The organism is Labrys sp. HAY1-8F (assembly GCF_056754975.1).
Genome location: NZ_JBPGWZ010000002.1, coordinates 418708 through 432834, shown reverse-complemented (window position 1 = coordinate 432834; position 14127 = coordinate 418708). Strand labels below are relative to the sequence as shown.

Annotated in this window: 13 protein-coding genes; 10 read left to right on the top strand and 3 right to left on the bottom strand. The window is 63.6% G+C overall.

The window, feature by feature from the left end; genetic code table 11:
* Positions 1-46: 46 nt before the first annotated feature.
* The 10 genes from eutB (at position 47) to ACR9ZN_RS10925 (ending at position 10477) form a co-directional block, all read left to right on the top strand.
* Complete coding sequence (gene eutB / locus ACR9ZN_RS10970) at positions 47-1027, top strand: hydroxyectoine utilization dehydratase EutB (protein ID WP_481272224.1); 981 nt, start codon at positions 47-49, stop codon at positions 1025-1027.
* Positions 1024-2016, top strand: a complete 993-nt coding sequence (gene eutC, locus ACR9ZN_RS10965; protein ID WP_481272223.1) for an ectoine utilization protein EutC — start codon at positions 1024-1026, stop codon at positions 2014-2016. The genes eutB and eutC overlap by 4 nt, the downstream gene beginning before the upstream one ends.
* Before the next feature lie 7 nt (positions 2017-2023).
* Positions 2024-3202, top strand: a complete 1179-nt coding sequence (gene doeA / locus ACR9ZN_RS10960) for an ectoine hydrolase DoeA (protein ID WP_481274343.1) — start codon at positions 2024-2026, stop codon at positions 3200-3202.
* Positions 3199-4215 (top strand): N(2)-acetyl-L-2,4-diaminobutanoate deacetylase DoeB, encoded by a 1017-nt coding sequence (gene doeB / locus ACR9ZN_RS10955; protein ID WP_454813994.1) that lies wholly within the window; start codon positions 3199-3201, stop codon positions 4213-4215. The genes doeA and doeB overlap by 4 nt, the downstream gene beginning before the upstream one ends.
* Before the next feature lie 65 nt (positions 4216-4280).
* A complete protein-coding gene (gene ehuB / locus ACR9ZN_RS10950) occupies positions 4281-5132 on the top strand; it encodes an ectoine/hydroxyectoine ABC transporter substrate-binding protein EhuB (protein ID WP_481274342.1) in 852 nt (283 codons plus the stop codon).
* 183 nt (positions 5133-5315) lie between these two features.
* Positions 5316-5981: an ectoine/hydroxyectoine ABC transporter permease subunit EhuC gene (ehuC, locus tag ACR9ZN_RS10945; protein ID WP_434956492.1), complete on the top strand. Its 666-nt coding sequence runs from the start codon at positions 5316-5318 to the stop codon at positions 5979-5981.
* Positions 5978-6670: an ectoine/hydroxyectoine ABC transporter permease subunit EhuD gene (gene ehuD, locus ACR9ZN_RS10940; RefSeq protein WP_481272222.1), complete on the top strand. Its 693-nt coding sequence runs from the start codon at positions 5978-5980 to the stop codon at positions 6668-6670. Before ehuC ends, ehuD begins: the two co-directional genes overlap by 4 nt.
* Positions 6667-7443, top strand: a complete 777-nt coding sequence (ehuA, locus tag ACR9ZN_RS10935) for an ectoine/hydroxyectoine ABC transporter ATP-binding protein EhuA (RefSeq protein WP_434956491.1) — start codon at positions 6667-6669, stop codon at positions 7441-7443. Before ehuD ends, ehuA begins: the two co-directional genes overlap by 4 nt.
* A gap of 127 nt (positions 7444-7570) precedes the next feature.
* Positions 7571-9061 carry an NAD-dependent succinate-semialdehyde dehydrogenase gene (locus tag ACR9ZN_RS10930; protein ID WP_481272221.1) on the top strand — a complete coding sequence of 497 codons (1491 nt, stop codon included), beginning with the start codon at positions 7571-7573 and terminating at the stop codon, positions 9059-9061.
* A gap of 30 nt (positions 9062-9091) precedes the next feature.
* A complete protein-coding gene (locus ACR9ZN_RS10925; RefSeq protein WP_481272220.1) occupies positions 9092-10477 on the top strand; it encodes an aminotransferase in 1386 nt (461 codons plus the stop codon).
* 137 nt (positions 10478-10614) lie between these two features.
* Here ACR9ZN_RS10925 and ACR9ZN_RS10920 read toward each other — a convergent pair whose 3' ends face one another.
* The 3 genes from ACR9ZN_RS10920 to pdxR form a co-directional block, all read right to left on the bottom strand.
* Entirely contained in the window at positions 10615-11703 is a 1089-nt protein-coding gene (locus ACR9ZN_RS10920) for a PLP-dependent cysteine synthase family protein (RefSeq protein WP_454813990.1), read from the bottom strand.
* Positions 11704-11805: 102 nt separating this feature from the next.
* Positions 11806-12534: a class I SAM-dependent methyltransferase gene (locus ACR9ZN_RS10915; protein ID WP_481272219.1), complete on the bottom strand. Its 729-nt coding sequence runs from the start codon at positions 12532-12534 to the stop codon at positions 11806-11808.
* A gap of 78 nt (positions 12535-12612) precedes the next feature.
* The gene (pdxR, locus tag ACR9ZN_RS10910; RefSeq protein WP_481272218.1) at positions 12613-14073 is read right to left on the bottom strand and encodes a MocR-like pyridoxine biosynthesis transcription factor PdxR; all 1461 of its coding nucleotides are present in this window, start codon (positions 14071-14073) and stop codon (positions 12613-12615) included.
* Positions 14074-14127: the final 54 nt, after the last annotated feature.

The window sequence follows — 14127 nt, the reverse complement described above, 5'->3', positions numbered from 1 at the left end:
TTTGTATCGTAACACCATCCCGTTCAAGCCAGGAGGGGTGGGTTCGATGCCAGTCGCGGTTACCATCGACGAGATCAAGGCCGCCCGTGCGAGGATCGCCGGGCATGTGGTCCGCACGCCGCTGCTTCATGCCCCCTCCCTGTCGCAAGACAGTTCGCCGGTTCATCTCAAACTGGAGACGCGCCAGACCACCGGTTCCTTCAAGCTGCGCGGCGCGACCAATGCCGTCCTCTCCCTCGACGCGTTTGCCCCAAAGGGTGCCGCGGGGATCGTCACCGCCTCGACCGGAAATCATGGCCGCGCGGTCGCCCACGCTGCCAAGGTGCAGGGCATCCGGGCCGTGGTGTGCATGTCGCAACTGGTGCCGGCAAACAAGGTCGAGGCCGTCCGCTCGCTCGGCGCTGAGGTGCGTATCGTCGGCCATTCCCAGGATGACGCGCAGGAAGAGGTCAACCGGCTGGTGGCCGAGGAAGGCCTTGCTGAAATCCCGCCCTTCGACCACGCGGCCGTGATCGCCGGGCAGGGAACGATCGGGCTCGAAATCATCGTGGATCTACCAGAGGTCGAACTGGTGCTGGTGCCGCTGTCGGGCGGCGGGCTGGCGGGCGGGATCGCCGCAGCTGTGAAGACGCTCCGGTCTCGGGCCAAGGTCATCGGCATTTCGATGGAACGGGGCGCCGCCATGCATGCCAGCCTGCTGGCGGGCAAGCCAGTTGAGGTCGAGGAATTGCCGACACTGGCGGATTCCCTCGGTGGGGGCATCGGGCTCGCCAATCGCTACAGCTTCGGCCTATGCCGCGATTTCCTCGATGAAGTCATCCTGCTGAGCGAAGAGGAAGTGGCGGCTGGGATCCGGCATGCCTTCGCCGCCGAGGGCGAAATCGTCGAAGGAGCCGCGGGCGTCGGTATCGCCGCTTTGCTGGCCGACAAGGTCAGGCCGTCGGGACCGACGGCGATCGTGGTGTCCGGCCGCAATATCGACCCGGGCCTTCACCGTCGCATCGTCGAACAGGGAGTGGCGGCATGATCGTGCTGACCGAAGCCGAATTGCGCCGCTGCGTGGCGCTGGATGCGGATGCCGTCGATTGCGTCGAGCGGGCCTTCCTGGCCCTCGCGACTGAAGTGGTGGCGATGCCGCCGATCCTACGGCTCGACATCCCAGAGCACCGCGGCGAAGTGGACGTCAAGACGGCCTATATTCCCGGTGTCGAGGGTTTTGCCATCAAGATCAGCCCGGGCTTCTTCGACAATCCCCAACTCGGCCTTCCCAGCCTCAACGGCCTGATGGTGCTGCTGAGCAGCCGGACCGGCCTGGTCGAAGCCCTATTGCTCGACAATGGCTATCTGACACAGATCCGCACCGCTGCGGCAGGCGCCGTTGCCGCCCGCCACCTTGCGCGGGCCGATGCCCGTATAGCCGCCATCATCGGTGCAGGCGAACAGGCCCGGCTGCAGCTCGAAGCGCTCCGCTTGGTGCGTCCGATCAGCGAGGCCCGGCTCTGGGCTCGCAACGCCGCCAAGGCCGCGACTGCCGCCCAAGACCTGTCGCAGCGCCTCGGTATCCCGGTCGTGCCTGCCAGCAGCGTCGAGGGTGCCTGCGCCGGGGCTGATGTCATCATCACCACCACACCGGCCGAAACCCCGGTCCTCAAGGCCGAATGGCTCTCGCCCGGGCAGCATGTCACGGCGATGGGCTCGGATTCCGAGCACAAGAACGAGGTGGATCCAGCCGTCTTCCGCAAGGCTTTTTATGTCGCCGACAGTCTCGCGCAGACAAGGCGGCTTGGCGAACTCGCCCATGCCATCAAGGCGGGAACCGTCGGAGCCGATGCGGTGTTTGCCGAACTGGGACAGGTGATCGCCGGCACGGCCAAGGGGCGTCGGAGCGATGCCGACATCACGCTTTGCGACCTGACCGGCACCGGCGTGCAGGATACCGCCATCGCCACGCTCGCTTTTCAGCGGGCCGCCGCCGCCGGAGCCGGCCAGACTTTCGAGACAATCAAGGGAAAATGACGGAATGATTGTGCCCACGCTCAATTTCAGCCGCGAGGAATATGCGGAGCGCCTGGCCAAGACGCGAGCGGCCATGGCCAAGGCGGATATCGATCTGCTTGTTGTCACCGACCCTTCGAACATGCACTGGCTTACCGGCTATGATGGCTGGTCCTTCTATGTCCATCAATGTGTTCTCGTCGCCGGCGAGGGAGAGCCCGTCTGGTTCGGCCGGGGACAGGACGCCAACGGCGCCAAGCGCACGGCCTGGCTCTTCCACGACAATATCGTCGGCTATCCCGATCACTATGTGCAGTCCACCGAACGCCATCCGATGGATTACCTCTCGGGCATCATCGAGCAGCGCGGCTGGGCCAAGGGTACGATCGGCGTCGAAATGGACAATTACTGGTTCAGCGCCGCCGCTTATGCCTCGCTGGTCCGGCACTTGCCCAATGCCCGCTTCAAGGACTGCCTGTCGCTGGTCAATTGGCAGCGGGCGATCAAGAGCCAAACCGAAATCGACTATATGCGCAAGGCGGGCCGCATCGTCGAAGCGATGCATCAGCGCATCCTCGACAAGGTCGAGCCCGGCATGCGCAAGAGCGATCTCGTCGCCGAGATCTATGATGCCGCCATTCGGGGCGTCGACGGTTTCGGCGGCGACTATGCCGCCATCGTGCCCCTGTTGCCGTCGGGCGAGGAAGCCTCCGCGCCGCACCTGACCTGGAACGACCTGCCGATGAAAAGCGGGGAGGGAACGTTCTTCGAGATCGCCGGCTGCTACAGGCGCTATCATTGTCCGCTATCGCGCACCGTCTTCCTCGGCAAGCCGACCCAGGCCTTCGTCGAGGCCGAGAAGGCGACCGTGGAGGGAATGGAGGCCGGCCTTGCGGCAGCCAAGCCTGGCAATACCTGCGAGGACATCGCCAACGCCTTCTTCGCGGTGCTGAAGAAGTACGGCATCGTCAAGGACAACCGCACCGGCTATCCGATCGGGCTGAGTTATCCGCCGGACTGGGGCGAGCGCACCATGAGCCTGCGGCCGGGCGATCGCACCGAGCTGCGGCCCGGCATGACCTTCCATTTCATGACCGGAATCTGGCTCGAGACCATGGGCCTGGAGATTACCGAGAGCATCCTGATCACCGAAAACGGCGTGGAATGCCTCGCCAATGTGCCGCGCCAACTCTTCGTGAAAGCATGAACGCCGATCCGATCCTGCGCCCGTCACCGATCAGCGCCAGCGTCGATTTCGACGCTGACGGCATGCAGCATGGCCATCTGCGCCTGCCCTGGAGCCGGGACGATTCTGCCTGGGGATCGGTGATGATCCCGGTCACCGTGGTGAAGCGTGGCGAGGGGCCGACGGCCCTTTTGACGGGCGCCAATCATGGCGACGAATATGAGGGGCCGATCGCCTTGTTCGACCTCGCCCGCACGCTTACGGCGGAGGCAGTGAACGGGCGCGTCATCATCGTGCCTGCCCTGAACTACCCGGCCTTTCGGGCTGCCAGGCGCACCTCGCCGATCGACAAGGGCAATCTCAATCGTAGCTTTCCCGGACGCCCGAACGGCAGCGTCACCGAGAAGATCGCCGATTATGTCACGCGCTGCCTGCTGCCTCTGGCCGACATCGTGCTCGATTTCCATTCCGGCGGGCGGACTCTCGATTTCCTTCCCTACGCCGCGGCGCACGAATTGCCTGACAAGGCGCAGCAAGATCGCTGCTTTGCCGCCGTGGCGGCTTTCTCCGCTCCCTGGTCGATGCGCATGATCGAGATCGATGCCGTCGGCATGTTCGACACCATTGCCGAGACAGCGGGCAAGGTCTTCGTCACCACCGAGCTCGGCGGCGGCGGCACCGCCACGGCGCGCTCGGCGGGCATCGCCAAGCGCGGAGTCGCCAATTTCCTCAGGCATGCCGGCATCCTGGCCGGGCAGCCTGTTGTCGGCGAGACGCGCTGGCTCGACATGCCTTCGTCTGACTGTTTCGGCTTCAGCCCGGAAGAGGGACTGGTCGAGTTCCTCAAGGATCTTGGCGAACCCGTCGTCAAGGGGGAAGTCTTCGCCCGTATATATCCGCTCGGCCATACCGGCCGCGCCCCCCATGAGCATCGGGCAGCGCTGGATGGCCTGCTGGCGGCCCGCCATTTCCCCGGCCTCGTCAAGGCCGGCGACTGCCTCTCGGTCATCGCAACGACCGAGGAACATGCCTGACAACCGACAATCGACCTGCCGGAACCAACCGGGTAGGCACCTTCACCAGACAGGAGAATGAGATGATGAAACTGCCCCGACTTGCCGGCCTCGCCGGATTGGCTCTCGCCATGAGCGTGGCCAGTGCCCAGGCCACGACGCTCGAAGAGGTCAAGAGCAACGGCTTCGTCCGCGCCGTCACGGCCAACGAAGTACCCTATGGTTTCACCAAGGAAGACGGCACGGCCGCCGGCATCGGTCCGGAAGTGGCTATCGCCGTCCTCAAGAAGATGGGTGTCAGCGAGATTGCCTGGACGGTCGCACCCTTCGGTACCTTGATCCCCGGCCTCAAGGCGAGGCGCTATGATTTCGTCGCGGCCGAGCAGAATATCTCGCCCGACCGCTGCAAACAGGTTTCCTTCACCGAACCCAATTCCAGCTATGGCGAAGGCCTGCTGGTCAAGGCCGGCAATCCCAAGAAACTGACGACCTATGCCGATATCGCCAAGGACCCCACGCTCAAGGTCGCGGTGGTGTCGGGCGCCAACAATATCGACTTCCTGCGCGCTGTCGGCGTCAAGGATAGCCAGGTCGTCTTCATCCAGGCCAATGCCGATGCCATCGCCACGGTGAAGAGCCGGGCCGATGCCTATGCGGCCACCGAGCTCACGGTTGCTAGCCTCGCCAAGGGGCAGACGGAGGTCGAACAGGTCAAGCCTTTCACCGATCCGGTCGTCAACGGCAAGCCGGTGCGCAACTATGGCGGCTTTGCCTTCCGCCCGGAAGACAAGGACCTGCGCGAGGCCTACAACGCTGCGCTCGTGGAGTTCCGCAAGAGCGATGAATACAAGGCGATCCTCACCAATTACGGGCTGAGCGAGGTCAGCATCAAGGCCGCTGCCGAAAAGAAGGTCGCCGATCTTTGCGCAGGCAAGTAAGGCGCATTTAACCCTCCCCTGAAGGGGGAGGGTCGACACCTCGTGTCGGGGTGGGGTGCCTCTTCGCAAAACTAGCGATCACCATTGTCATGATGGCGCCTCCACCCCACCCCGACCTTTCAGGCCGCCCCTCCAGGGGACGGTAAAGCACGCCAATCCTCGAGCAATAGACGAGGGAGCCTCATGCACTGGATCTCCTATCTGCCCGCCCTTGGCAGGGGCGCGCTGATTACCGCCGAGATTACCCTGGCCTCGCTGGCCATTGGCGCTTTCCTGGCCTTTCTGGCTGGGATCGTCAGGGTCGAGGGGGGCCGCATCCTATCCCTCATCGCACTTTGCTATACCGAGATCTTCCGCGGCACCTCGCTCCTGGTGCAGCTGTTCTGGTTCTATTATGCCCTGCCTCTCGTCGGTTTTTCCTTCTCGCCGGTGTCGACGGGCATTCTCGTGCTCTCGATGCATGTCGGTGCCTATGGTTCGGAGATCGTGCGGGCCGGCCTCAAAGCCGTGCCGCAACAGCAGCATGAGGCGGCGCGGGCCCTGAATTTCGGCCCGGTACACAAATTGCTGCACATCACGCTGCCCCAAGCCATCGTCGAGATGATGCCGGCCTTCGGCAACCTCGCCATCGAGACCTTGAAGCTCTCCTCGCTGGTGTCCTTCATCTCGATCGCGGACATGACCTTCCGCGCGCAGACCCTGCGCAACCTTACACAGGACAGCACGACGATCTACACCCTCACTCTCGTCGGCTACTTCCTGATGTCGCTGGTGATCATGCTGGCCATGCGCTTCCTGGAACGCCTGGCGCGACGCGGCGGCGCCTTTCCGAAGGCGGTGCAATCATGATGTACGGTTTCGAATGGGATCCCTCGACGCCGTTGACCTATGCGCAGTCGATCCTGCCGATCTTGCTCATCGGCCTCACCGTGACGCTGCAGGCCGCCGCCGCGGGGTTCGTCATCGCCCTGGTCCTGGGCCTCGTCTTCGCCTTGATGCGGCGCAGCCGCTTTGCCGTGGTGAGCTGGGGGACCGCCTTCGTCGTCGAGTTCCTACGCGACACGCCACTCCTGGTGCAGCTCTTCTTCCTCTATTATGTTCTGCCCGATTACGGCATTGCCTTGCCGGCCTTCCTAACGGGTGCCATCGCACTCGGCCTGCAATATTCGGCCTACACGTCGGAGGTCTATCGCGGCGGCATCGAAGCGGTGCCGCGCGGCCAGTGGGAGGCCGCCACTGCCCTCAACATGTCGCGCTGGCAACTCTACCGAAACGTCATCATTCCCCAGATGGTGCCGCGCATCCTCCCCACCATGGGCAATTACCTGATCGCCATGCTGAAGGAAACGCCGGTGCTCTCGGTGGTGACCGTGCTGGAAATGCTCGGCCTCGCCAACATGATCGGCGAGAACACCTTCGAATATCTGGTGCCGCTGAGCATGGTCGGCGTCCTCTTCCTCATCCTTACCCTGGTCTGTTCCGCCGGCGTCCATCGGCTGGAAAGGGCCTTGCCGAAAGCAGGGATACCGATGCGATGACCGCAAACGCCCAATCCGACATCATCCGCTTTTCCAATGTAAGCAAGCGCTTCGGCACGCTGACGGTCCTGCAGGATTTCGACTTCACCGTCGCGCCGGGGGAGAAGGTTTCGCTGATCGGTCCTTCGGGATCAGGCAAGACCACGGTGCTGCGTATCCTGATGACGCTCGAACCCTTTCAGGACGGCACGCTGGAACTTGGCGGCATCGGCTATCACGAACCCGGTGGCCACGGCCCTTTCAAGGCGAGCGAGCGGCATCTGCGCCAGATCCGCACACAGGTCGGCATGGTGTTCCAGAGCTTCAACCTGTTTCCGCACATGACCGTGTTGCGCAATGTGGTGGAGGCGCCCATCGCCGTTCTCGGCCTGAAGCGAGAGGAAGCGGAATGCCGGGCCCTCGATTTGCTCGGCATGGTCGGCATGGTCGACAAGAAGGATCACTTCCCAAGCCAGCTTTCCGGTGGCCAGCAGCAGCGTGTGGCCATTGCCCGCGCCCTCGCCATGCGGCCGCGCGTGCTGCTGTTCGACGAACCGACATCGGCCCTCGATCCCCAGCTCGTCGGCGAGGTTCTCGGCGTGATCCGCTCCCTGGCCAGCGAGCATGATCTCACCATGCTGCTGGTCACCCATGAAATGCGGTTTGCCCGCGAGGTTTCCGATCGCGTCTGCTTCTTCGATAAGGGCAGGATCGTCGAGCAGGGCGAGCCCGATCGCATCTTCTCCAATCCCGAACAGGCGCGGACGCGCGAATTCCTGCAGTCGGTGTTGTGAGGCCGATAATCTGTCGGCGCCGCCCGGCAAATACCGAGGCTTTGACGGTGAGGGAGGGGGCGAAGCGAGACATTCTCACGGCGGCTCGGGCTAGCCTTGTAGACATGACGCCACCGGAGTTTCTTCGATGATCGCCACAGCTCTGAAACAAATCGGCCATCCCGCACTCGGCCGGCTGAACGACCGACGACTGTTCAGGGAACTCGCCTATATCGACGGCCGCTGGGTCCAGGGACGGCAAGCCGCGAGCTTCGAACTGCGAGATCCTGGGTCTGGCGCCATTCTTGCCCATATCGCCAGCCTGGGCGCCGACGAGGCGGGCAGGGCGGTCGATGCCGCGGCGAGAGCCTTTCCAGCCTGGAAGGCATTGCCACCTCAGGAGCGGGCCGCCCGCCTGCGTGCCTGGCATCAGCTCATCCTTGCCGCGCGCGAGGATCTTGCCTTGCTGATGACGTTGGAGCAGGGCAAGCCTCTGGCCGAAAGCCGCGGCGAGATCGACTATGGCGCTTCCTTCGTCGAATGGTACGCCGAGGAAGCCAAGCGCGTGAACGCCGAGAGCGTGACCAGCCACCTTCCCGGGGCGCATATGCAGGTTTCTCGCGAGCCGCTCGGCGTGGCCGCCCTGCTGACGCCCTGGAATTTCCCTTCGGCCATGGTAACCCGCAAGGCGGCCGCCGCACTCGCGGCCGGCTGCACGGTCGTGCTTCATCCGTCGTCCTATACGCCGCTCTCTGCCCTTGCCCTGGCTGAGCTGGCGGAACGCGCCGGCTTGCCCGCAGGCGTCTTCAACGTCGTCACCGGCGAGGCTGCTCCGATCGCCAGGCGCCTGTGCGAGGATACCCGCGTGCGGGTGGTCAGCTTCACCGGTTCAACCGAGATCGGGCGCCTGATCGCCGCCCAATGCGCACCCAGCGTCAAGCGCCTCGTGATGGAACTCGGCGGCAATGCACCGCTCATCGTCTTCGGTGACGCGAATCTGGATCGGGCGATCAAGATCGCGCTCGATGCGAAATTCGCGACCTCGGGGCAGGATTGCCTGGCGGCCAATCGCATCTTCGTCCAGCGCTCGCTCTACCCAGCCTTCTGTGAGGAATTCAGCCGGCGCGTCGCCGGGCTCAAGCTCGGGCATGGCCTGGAAGAAGAAACCGACATCGGTCCGCTCATGCATGAACGGGCCGTCGCCCGCACCAAAGAGCGCATCGCCGATGCCTTGCAGCGAGGCGCCCGCAAGTTGACGGGTGGCGACATTGAATCCGGATCGCTCTTCGTGCCACCGACCGTCCTCGCCGACGTCCCCGATGACGCCCTGATCATGCGGGAGGAGGTGTTTGCGCCGGTTGCCAGCATCACGCCCTTCGACGACGAGCAGGAAGTGGTGGCGCGCGCCAATGCCACGGAGTACGGCCTTGTCGCCTATGTCGTCACCGAGAACACCGGCCGGGCGCTGCGCGTGAGCCGCGCACTGGAATACGGGATGGTGGCCGTCAATCGCGTGAAGCTGACCGGCGCGCCCATCCCCTTCGGCGGTGTCAAGCAATCCGGCATGGGGCGCGAAGGCTCGCGCCACGGCCTCGAAGCCTTCACCGATCTCAAATATACCTGTCTCGACCTCGCTTGACTGTTTCGACCTCGCCTGAAAGGAGCCGACATGCTCGACCGCGCCGTTTCCGACAATGAACTCACCGCCTGGGATCGCGATCACTTCTTCCATCCCTCGACCCATATGGCCCAGCATGCCCGCGGCGAGACGCCCAACCGCATCATCACCGGCGCGGAGGGGGTCTACATCACCGATCGCAATGGCAAGAGCAGTCTCGACGCCTTCGCCGGGCTTTACTGCGTCAATGTCGGCTATGGCCGCACCAAGATCGCCGAGGCGATCGCCGAGCAGGCAGCGCAGTTGCCCTATTACCATGCCTATGTCGGCCATGGCTCCCAGCCCTCGATCACCCTGGCCAAGATGATCATCGACCGGGCGCCGGAAGGGATGAGCCGCGTCTTCTTCGGCCTGTCGGGTTCGGACGCCAACGAGACCAACATCAAGCTGGTCTGGTACATCAACAATGTGCTTGGCCGCCCCGAGAAGAAGAAGATCATCTCGCGCTGGCGCGGCTACCATGGTTCGGGGCTGATGTCGGGCAGCCTCACCGGCCTTGCCGCCTTCCACAATCTGTTCGACCTGCCCAAGCTGCCTGTCCTGCACACCGAGGCCCCGTATTATTTCCGCCGGGAAGATCGTTCGCAGACCGAGGAGCAATTCGCCGATCATTGCGCCGCCAAGCTCGAGGAACTCATCCAGGCCGAGGGGCCTGATACGATTGCCGCCTTCATCGGTGAACCCGTGCTCGGCACGGGGGGCATCGTGCCGCCGCCCCGGACCTATTGGGAGAAGATCCAGGCCGTTCTCACCAAATACGACATCCTGCTGATCGCCGACGAGGTCATCACCGGATTCGGCCGGCTCGGCTCGATGTTCGGCTCGGACCATTACGGCATCAAGCCGGACCTGATCACCATTGCCAAGGGCCTGACCTCGGCCTATGCGCCGCTCTCCGGCGTGATCGTGTCGGAAAAGGTCTGGCGAATCCTCGAAAAGGGCTCGGACGAGTTCGGCGCCATCGGGCATGGCTGGACCTATTCTTCCCATCCGCTCTGCGCGGCTGCGGGCGTGGCCAATCTCGAACTCGTCGACGAACTCGACCTGGTCGCCAATGCCGGCAGCGTCGGCGCCTATTTCAAGCAGGCGCTGACGGATGCGCTCGGCGCGCACGTCCATGTCGGCGAAGTGCGCGGCGAGGGATTGATGGCAGCCGTCGAACTCGTCCGGGATCGCGACGACCGCGCCTTCTTCGACGCCTCCGAAAAGGTCGGGCCCCGCGTGGTTGCCGCCATGCTGGAGAATGGCGTGATCGGCCGGGCCATGCCGCAGGGCGATATCATGGGCTTTGCTCCCCCACTTTGCCTCACCCGCGAGGAAGCTGACATCGTGGTGTCGGCAGCGGCCAAGGCGGTGAAATCGGTGCTCGGCGCGTAGTCGGGTAGCAGACTGTACGACAGGGAGCGTTTCCTGGGATCGCAGGCTTCCAGCCTGTTCTTGGAAACGCTCCACTTGTAGGAGAGGAGGATGCAGGCTGGAAGCCTGCGATCCCAGGAGCAGCTCTGCACTCGAGCTTATTCGGCCGGAAACTGGTAGCCCGGCGTCGACTTCGACAGCGCGATCTCCTCGGCGTTCATCTCCGCCTCGATGCCATCGAACAAAGGCGTGGTCATATAGCGCTCACCCGTATCCGGCAGCATGCATAGGATGACGGAGCCGGCAGGCGCCGTCTCGGCGATCTGACGGGCAACCGCGAAGGTGGCGCCAGCCGAAATACCGACAAAGATGCCTTCCTTCTGGGCCAAAGCCTTGGCCCATTTCACACCCTCGGCACCGGCTATGGGAACGAGTTCGTCGTAGAGATTATTGTCGATCGCTTCCTGCAGCACCTTGGGAATGAAGTCCGGCGTCCAGCCCTGGATCGGATGCGGTTCGAAGGCCGAATGGCCGACAGCCGGCGAGCCATCCGCCGTCCGCTCCTGTTTCTGGCCACTGCCGACCAATTGGGCATTGGCGGGTTCGCACAGCACGATACGGGTGTCGGGGCGTTCGCGGCGCAGGACCCGTCCAACACCAACCGCCGTGCCGCCCGTTCCGTAGCCGGTGACGAAGACGTCGAGCCGCTTGCCGGCGAAATCGTTGATGATTTCGCGCGCGGTGGTCGCCTCGTGAATGGCGGCATTGGCCTCGGTTTCGAACTGATGGGCCAGGAACCAGCCATTCGCCTCGGCCAGTTCTACCGCCTTCCGATACATGCCGAACCCCTTCTGGGCGCGCGGCGTCAGCACCACCTTGGCGCCGAGCATGCGCATGAGCTTGCGGCGCTCGATCGAGAAACTGTCCGCCATGGTGACGACCAGCGGATAGCCTTTCTGCGCACACACCATGGCAAGGCCTATGCCGGTATTGCCGCTGGTCGCCTCGACCACGGTCATGCCCGGCTTGAGCGCGCCGGTGCGTTCGCCATGCTCGATGATGCTGAGCGCCAGCCTGTCCTTCACCGAGGCGGCCGGGTTGAAGAACTCCGCCTTGACGTAGATCGTGGCATTGGCAGGAGCGAGGTTGTTGATCTTGATGACGGGTGTATCGCCCACCGTCTCCAGGATGCTCTCGAAAAGGCGGCCGCGGCCGGATGTCGTTCTGGATTCGGGCTGTTGTGTCATCTCACCTGCTCCTTGGCTTTCGGTTCGTCGTTTTTTGCAACCGCGTGATAGCATCGAGGCGTGAGCCGCTCGTGAAGAGGTCGAGCAAGGTTTGGAACCTGCTCAGCGCCAGGCGGATATGATCACCATCATCGGCCGATCCCGCTCTTCCGCAAGCGCGGAGTGCTGCGTCAGTTGTTCTTCGGTCGGGCTCCATTCCACCACGCGCCTGATTACGAAGCCGACATCGATCAAGCTGTTCAGGGTCGTACCCAGGGTCCGATGGTATTTGACGACGCCCTTGGCCAGCCAGTCGGTGGTGCGCTCGCCCTCCACGGAATAGCGATCGACAGGCCAAATCCTCCGCCCCTCCTTGTCGTTCTGCCAACCCGGATTGCTCGGAGCCATATAGATCGGGTGCTCAATGGAGAAGACGAAGCCGGAGCCCGGCCGCAAGCTGTCATGAACAACCCTGGCCAGGCGCTCGAAATCAGCGACATAGTGGAAAGCGAGCGAGCTATAGGCAAAATCGAAACCGGCCGTCGGCAGTTCGAGCGTTTCGAGATCGGCAATCCGATAGTCCGCCTTGGAACTCGTCGTCATGTCCCGGGCCCGTGCGAGCATTTTCTCGGACAGGTCGAAGCCAAGCGTGCTTGCTGCCCCATGTTCCACAGCCCATCGGCTGAACCAGCCAAAACCGCAGCCGAGATCGAGCACGCGCTTGCCGCCGAGATCGGGAATCAAGGCCCGAATGTCCGGCCATTCCGGGGCTCCTTCCAGACCGTGGACCGAGCGAGGCAATTGGCTGTAGCCGTCGAAAAACGCCGGGTGGTCGTAAATATTCTGCGCCATCGAAATCTCTTCCTTCAATATTCCAATGAGATGCCGCTGCTCCATTCCGATTGGGAAAGGGGCGGAGGCGGGGCAGATTCAACCGCCACTCTCGACCTCGGCCACGCAATCGGCCAGCAACTCGACGCCCCGCTTGATCTGGCGCATATCCAGGCTGCCATAGCCCATCACCAGGCCGGCCCGATCCGGTTTCGTCGAGCTGCCCGCGGCATAGAGCGGCGACAGAGGATGGAGACCTAGCCCGGCCTGGGTGGCTTTCCGGATCAGTTCCGTCTCCAGCGCCGCCGGAATATGACGGAACCATGCGATGATGTGAAGGCCCGCCTTTGCTCCCTCGACGGCGAGCCTGTCGCCGAAACGATATCGCAGTCCCTCGAGCAGGGTATTGCGGCGCTCGGCCATGCGCCGGCGAATGCGGCGGATATGACGTTCATAGGCGCCGTTTTCCAGGAGAGTGGCGAGAGCCTCCTGCTCCAAGGCCGGGCTGTGCCTGTCCATGATCTGCTTGGCGCGCGTGAAAATGGCGGCCAGATTGGAAGGGACCACCAGATAGCCGATCCGCAAGGTGGGCGACAGGGTCTTCGAAACCGTGCCGAGATAGAGAACGTTCTGGCCATTGCCCAGGCCGTACAGCGGCGGCACCGGATTGATATCATAGCGATATTCGCTGTCGTAATCGTCCTCGATCAGATAGGCCTCGCGCGTCCCGGCCCATGCGAGCAGGCGGTGACGCCTTGCGATCGACAGTACGCTGCCGAGAGGAAATTGATGGGAAGGCGTGACATAGGCGAGCCGCGCCTCGACGTGGGCAAGCCGCGACGTGTCCAGCCCATCCTGATCGGCCGCAACCGGTGTGACCTTGCCGCCGGCCGCGGCAAAAATATCCCTCGCCATCGGATAGCAAGGGTTCTCGACGACCACGCCTTGACCGGGGTCGAGCAGCAGGCGGGCACAAAGATCCAATCCCTGCTGGGATCCGTTGACGATGATGATTTGCTCGGCTTCGCAGCGCAACGTGCGTGCCCGCCAGAGATAACCCTGGAGGGCACGCCGAAGCCGATGAGAACCAGCCGGGTGGCCATAGGAAAGGCGATCCTGCCTCTGCGCCAGCGCGCCCAGAATGGCGCGCCGCCAGATCGGCGTGGGAAAGTCCGACGCAGCAAGATCGCCATAACGAAAATCGATGCCCGGCCTTACCGCGGGCGCGAGGGAGACCGGCTGAAGGGCGAGGCGCTCGCCATAGCACGAAAGGGGCAGGGGAGCCGGACCCGTCAGCAGGGGCGACGCCGGCGGCGTGCGGTCGAGAACCGCGGCCACCTTCGGCCTGGCGCCCTGCCGGCTGTGGATGAAACCTTCCGCCGACAACTGCTCATAGGCCGAGGTGACGGTCGCTCGCGCCACACCGAGTTCGGATGCCAGGGCGCGCGAGGAGGGCAAGGCGCCATCATCCCCATAAGCCCCTGCCAGGATCTGGGCCCGAAGCACCTCATAGATCTGCCTGGCCCCGGGACCTTGCGTCCGCCCGTTCCGCGTCATCATAACTGGCCTAGCTAAAATTATCTAAACTGGACGTTCTTGTTAAGCCAGTTTGGC

What these genes read in the sequence shown, in the direction of transcription:
- eutB (WP_481272224.1), top strand. Translation starts at nt 47, where the DNA reads ATGCCAGTCGCGGTTACCATCGACGAGATCAAGGCCGCCCGTGCGAGG.
- eutC (WP_481272223.1), top strand. Translation starts at nt 1,024, where the DNA reads ATGATCGTGCTGACCGAAGCCGAATTGCGCCGCTGCGTGGCGCTGGAT.
- doeB (WP_454813994.1), top strand. Translation starts at nt 3,199, where the DNA reads ATGAACGCCGATCCGATCCTGCGCCCGTCACCGATCAGCGCCAGCGTC.
- ehuB (WP_481274342.1), top strand. Translation starts at nt 4,281, where the DNA reads ATGAAACTGCCCCGACTTGCCGGCCTCGCCGGATTGGCTCTCGCCATG.
- ehuC (WP_434956492.1), top strand. Translation starts at nt 5,316, where the DNA reads ATGCACTGGATCTCCTATCTGCCCGCCCTTGGCAGGGGCGCGCTGATT.
- ehuD (WP_481272222.1), top strand. Translation starts at nt 5,978, where the DNA reads ATGATGTACGGTTTCGAATGGGATCCCTCGACGCCGTTGACCTATGCG.
- ehuA (WP_434956491.1), top strand. Translation starts at nt 6,667, where the DNA reads ATGACCGCAAACGCCCAATCCGACATCATCCGCTTTTCCAATGTAAGC.
- ACR9ZN_RS10930 (WP_481272221.1), top strand. Translation starts at nt 7,571, where the DNA reads ATGATCGCCACAGCTCTGAAACAAATCGGCCATCCCGCACTCGGCCGG.
- ACR9ZN_RS10925 (WP_481272220.1), top strand. Translation starts at nt 9,092, where the DNA reads ATGCTCGACCGCGCCGTTTCCGACAATGAACTCACCGCCTGGGATCGC.
- ACR9ZN_RS10920 (WP_454813990.1), bottom strand. Translation starts at nt 11,703, where the DNA reads ATGACACAACAGCCCGAATCCAGAACGACATCCGGCCGCGGCCGCCTT.
- ACR9ZN_RS10915 (WP_481272219.1), bottom strand. Translation starts at nt 12,534, where the DNA reads ATGGCGCAGAATATTTACGACCACCCGGCGTTTTTCGACGGCTACAGC.
- pdxR (WP_481272218.1), bottom strand. Translation starts at nt 14,073, where the DNA reads ATGATGACGCGGAACGGGCGGACGCAAGGTCCCGGGGCCAGGCAGATC.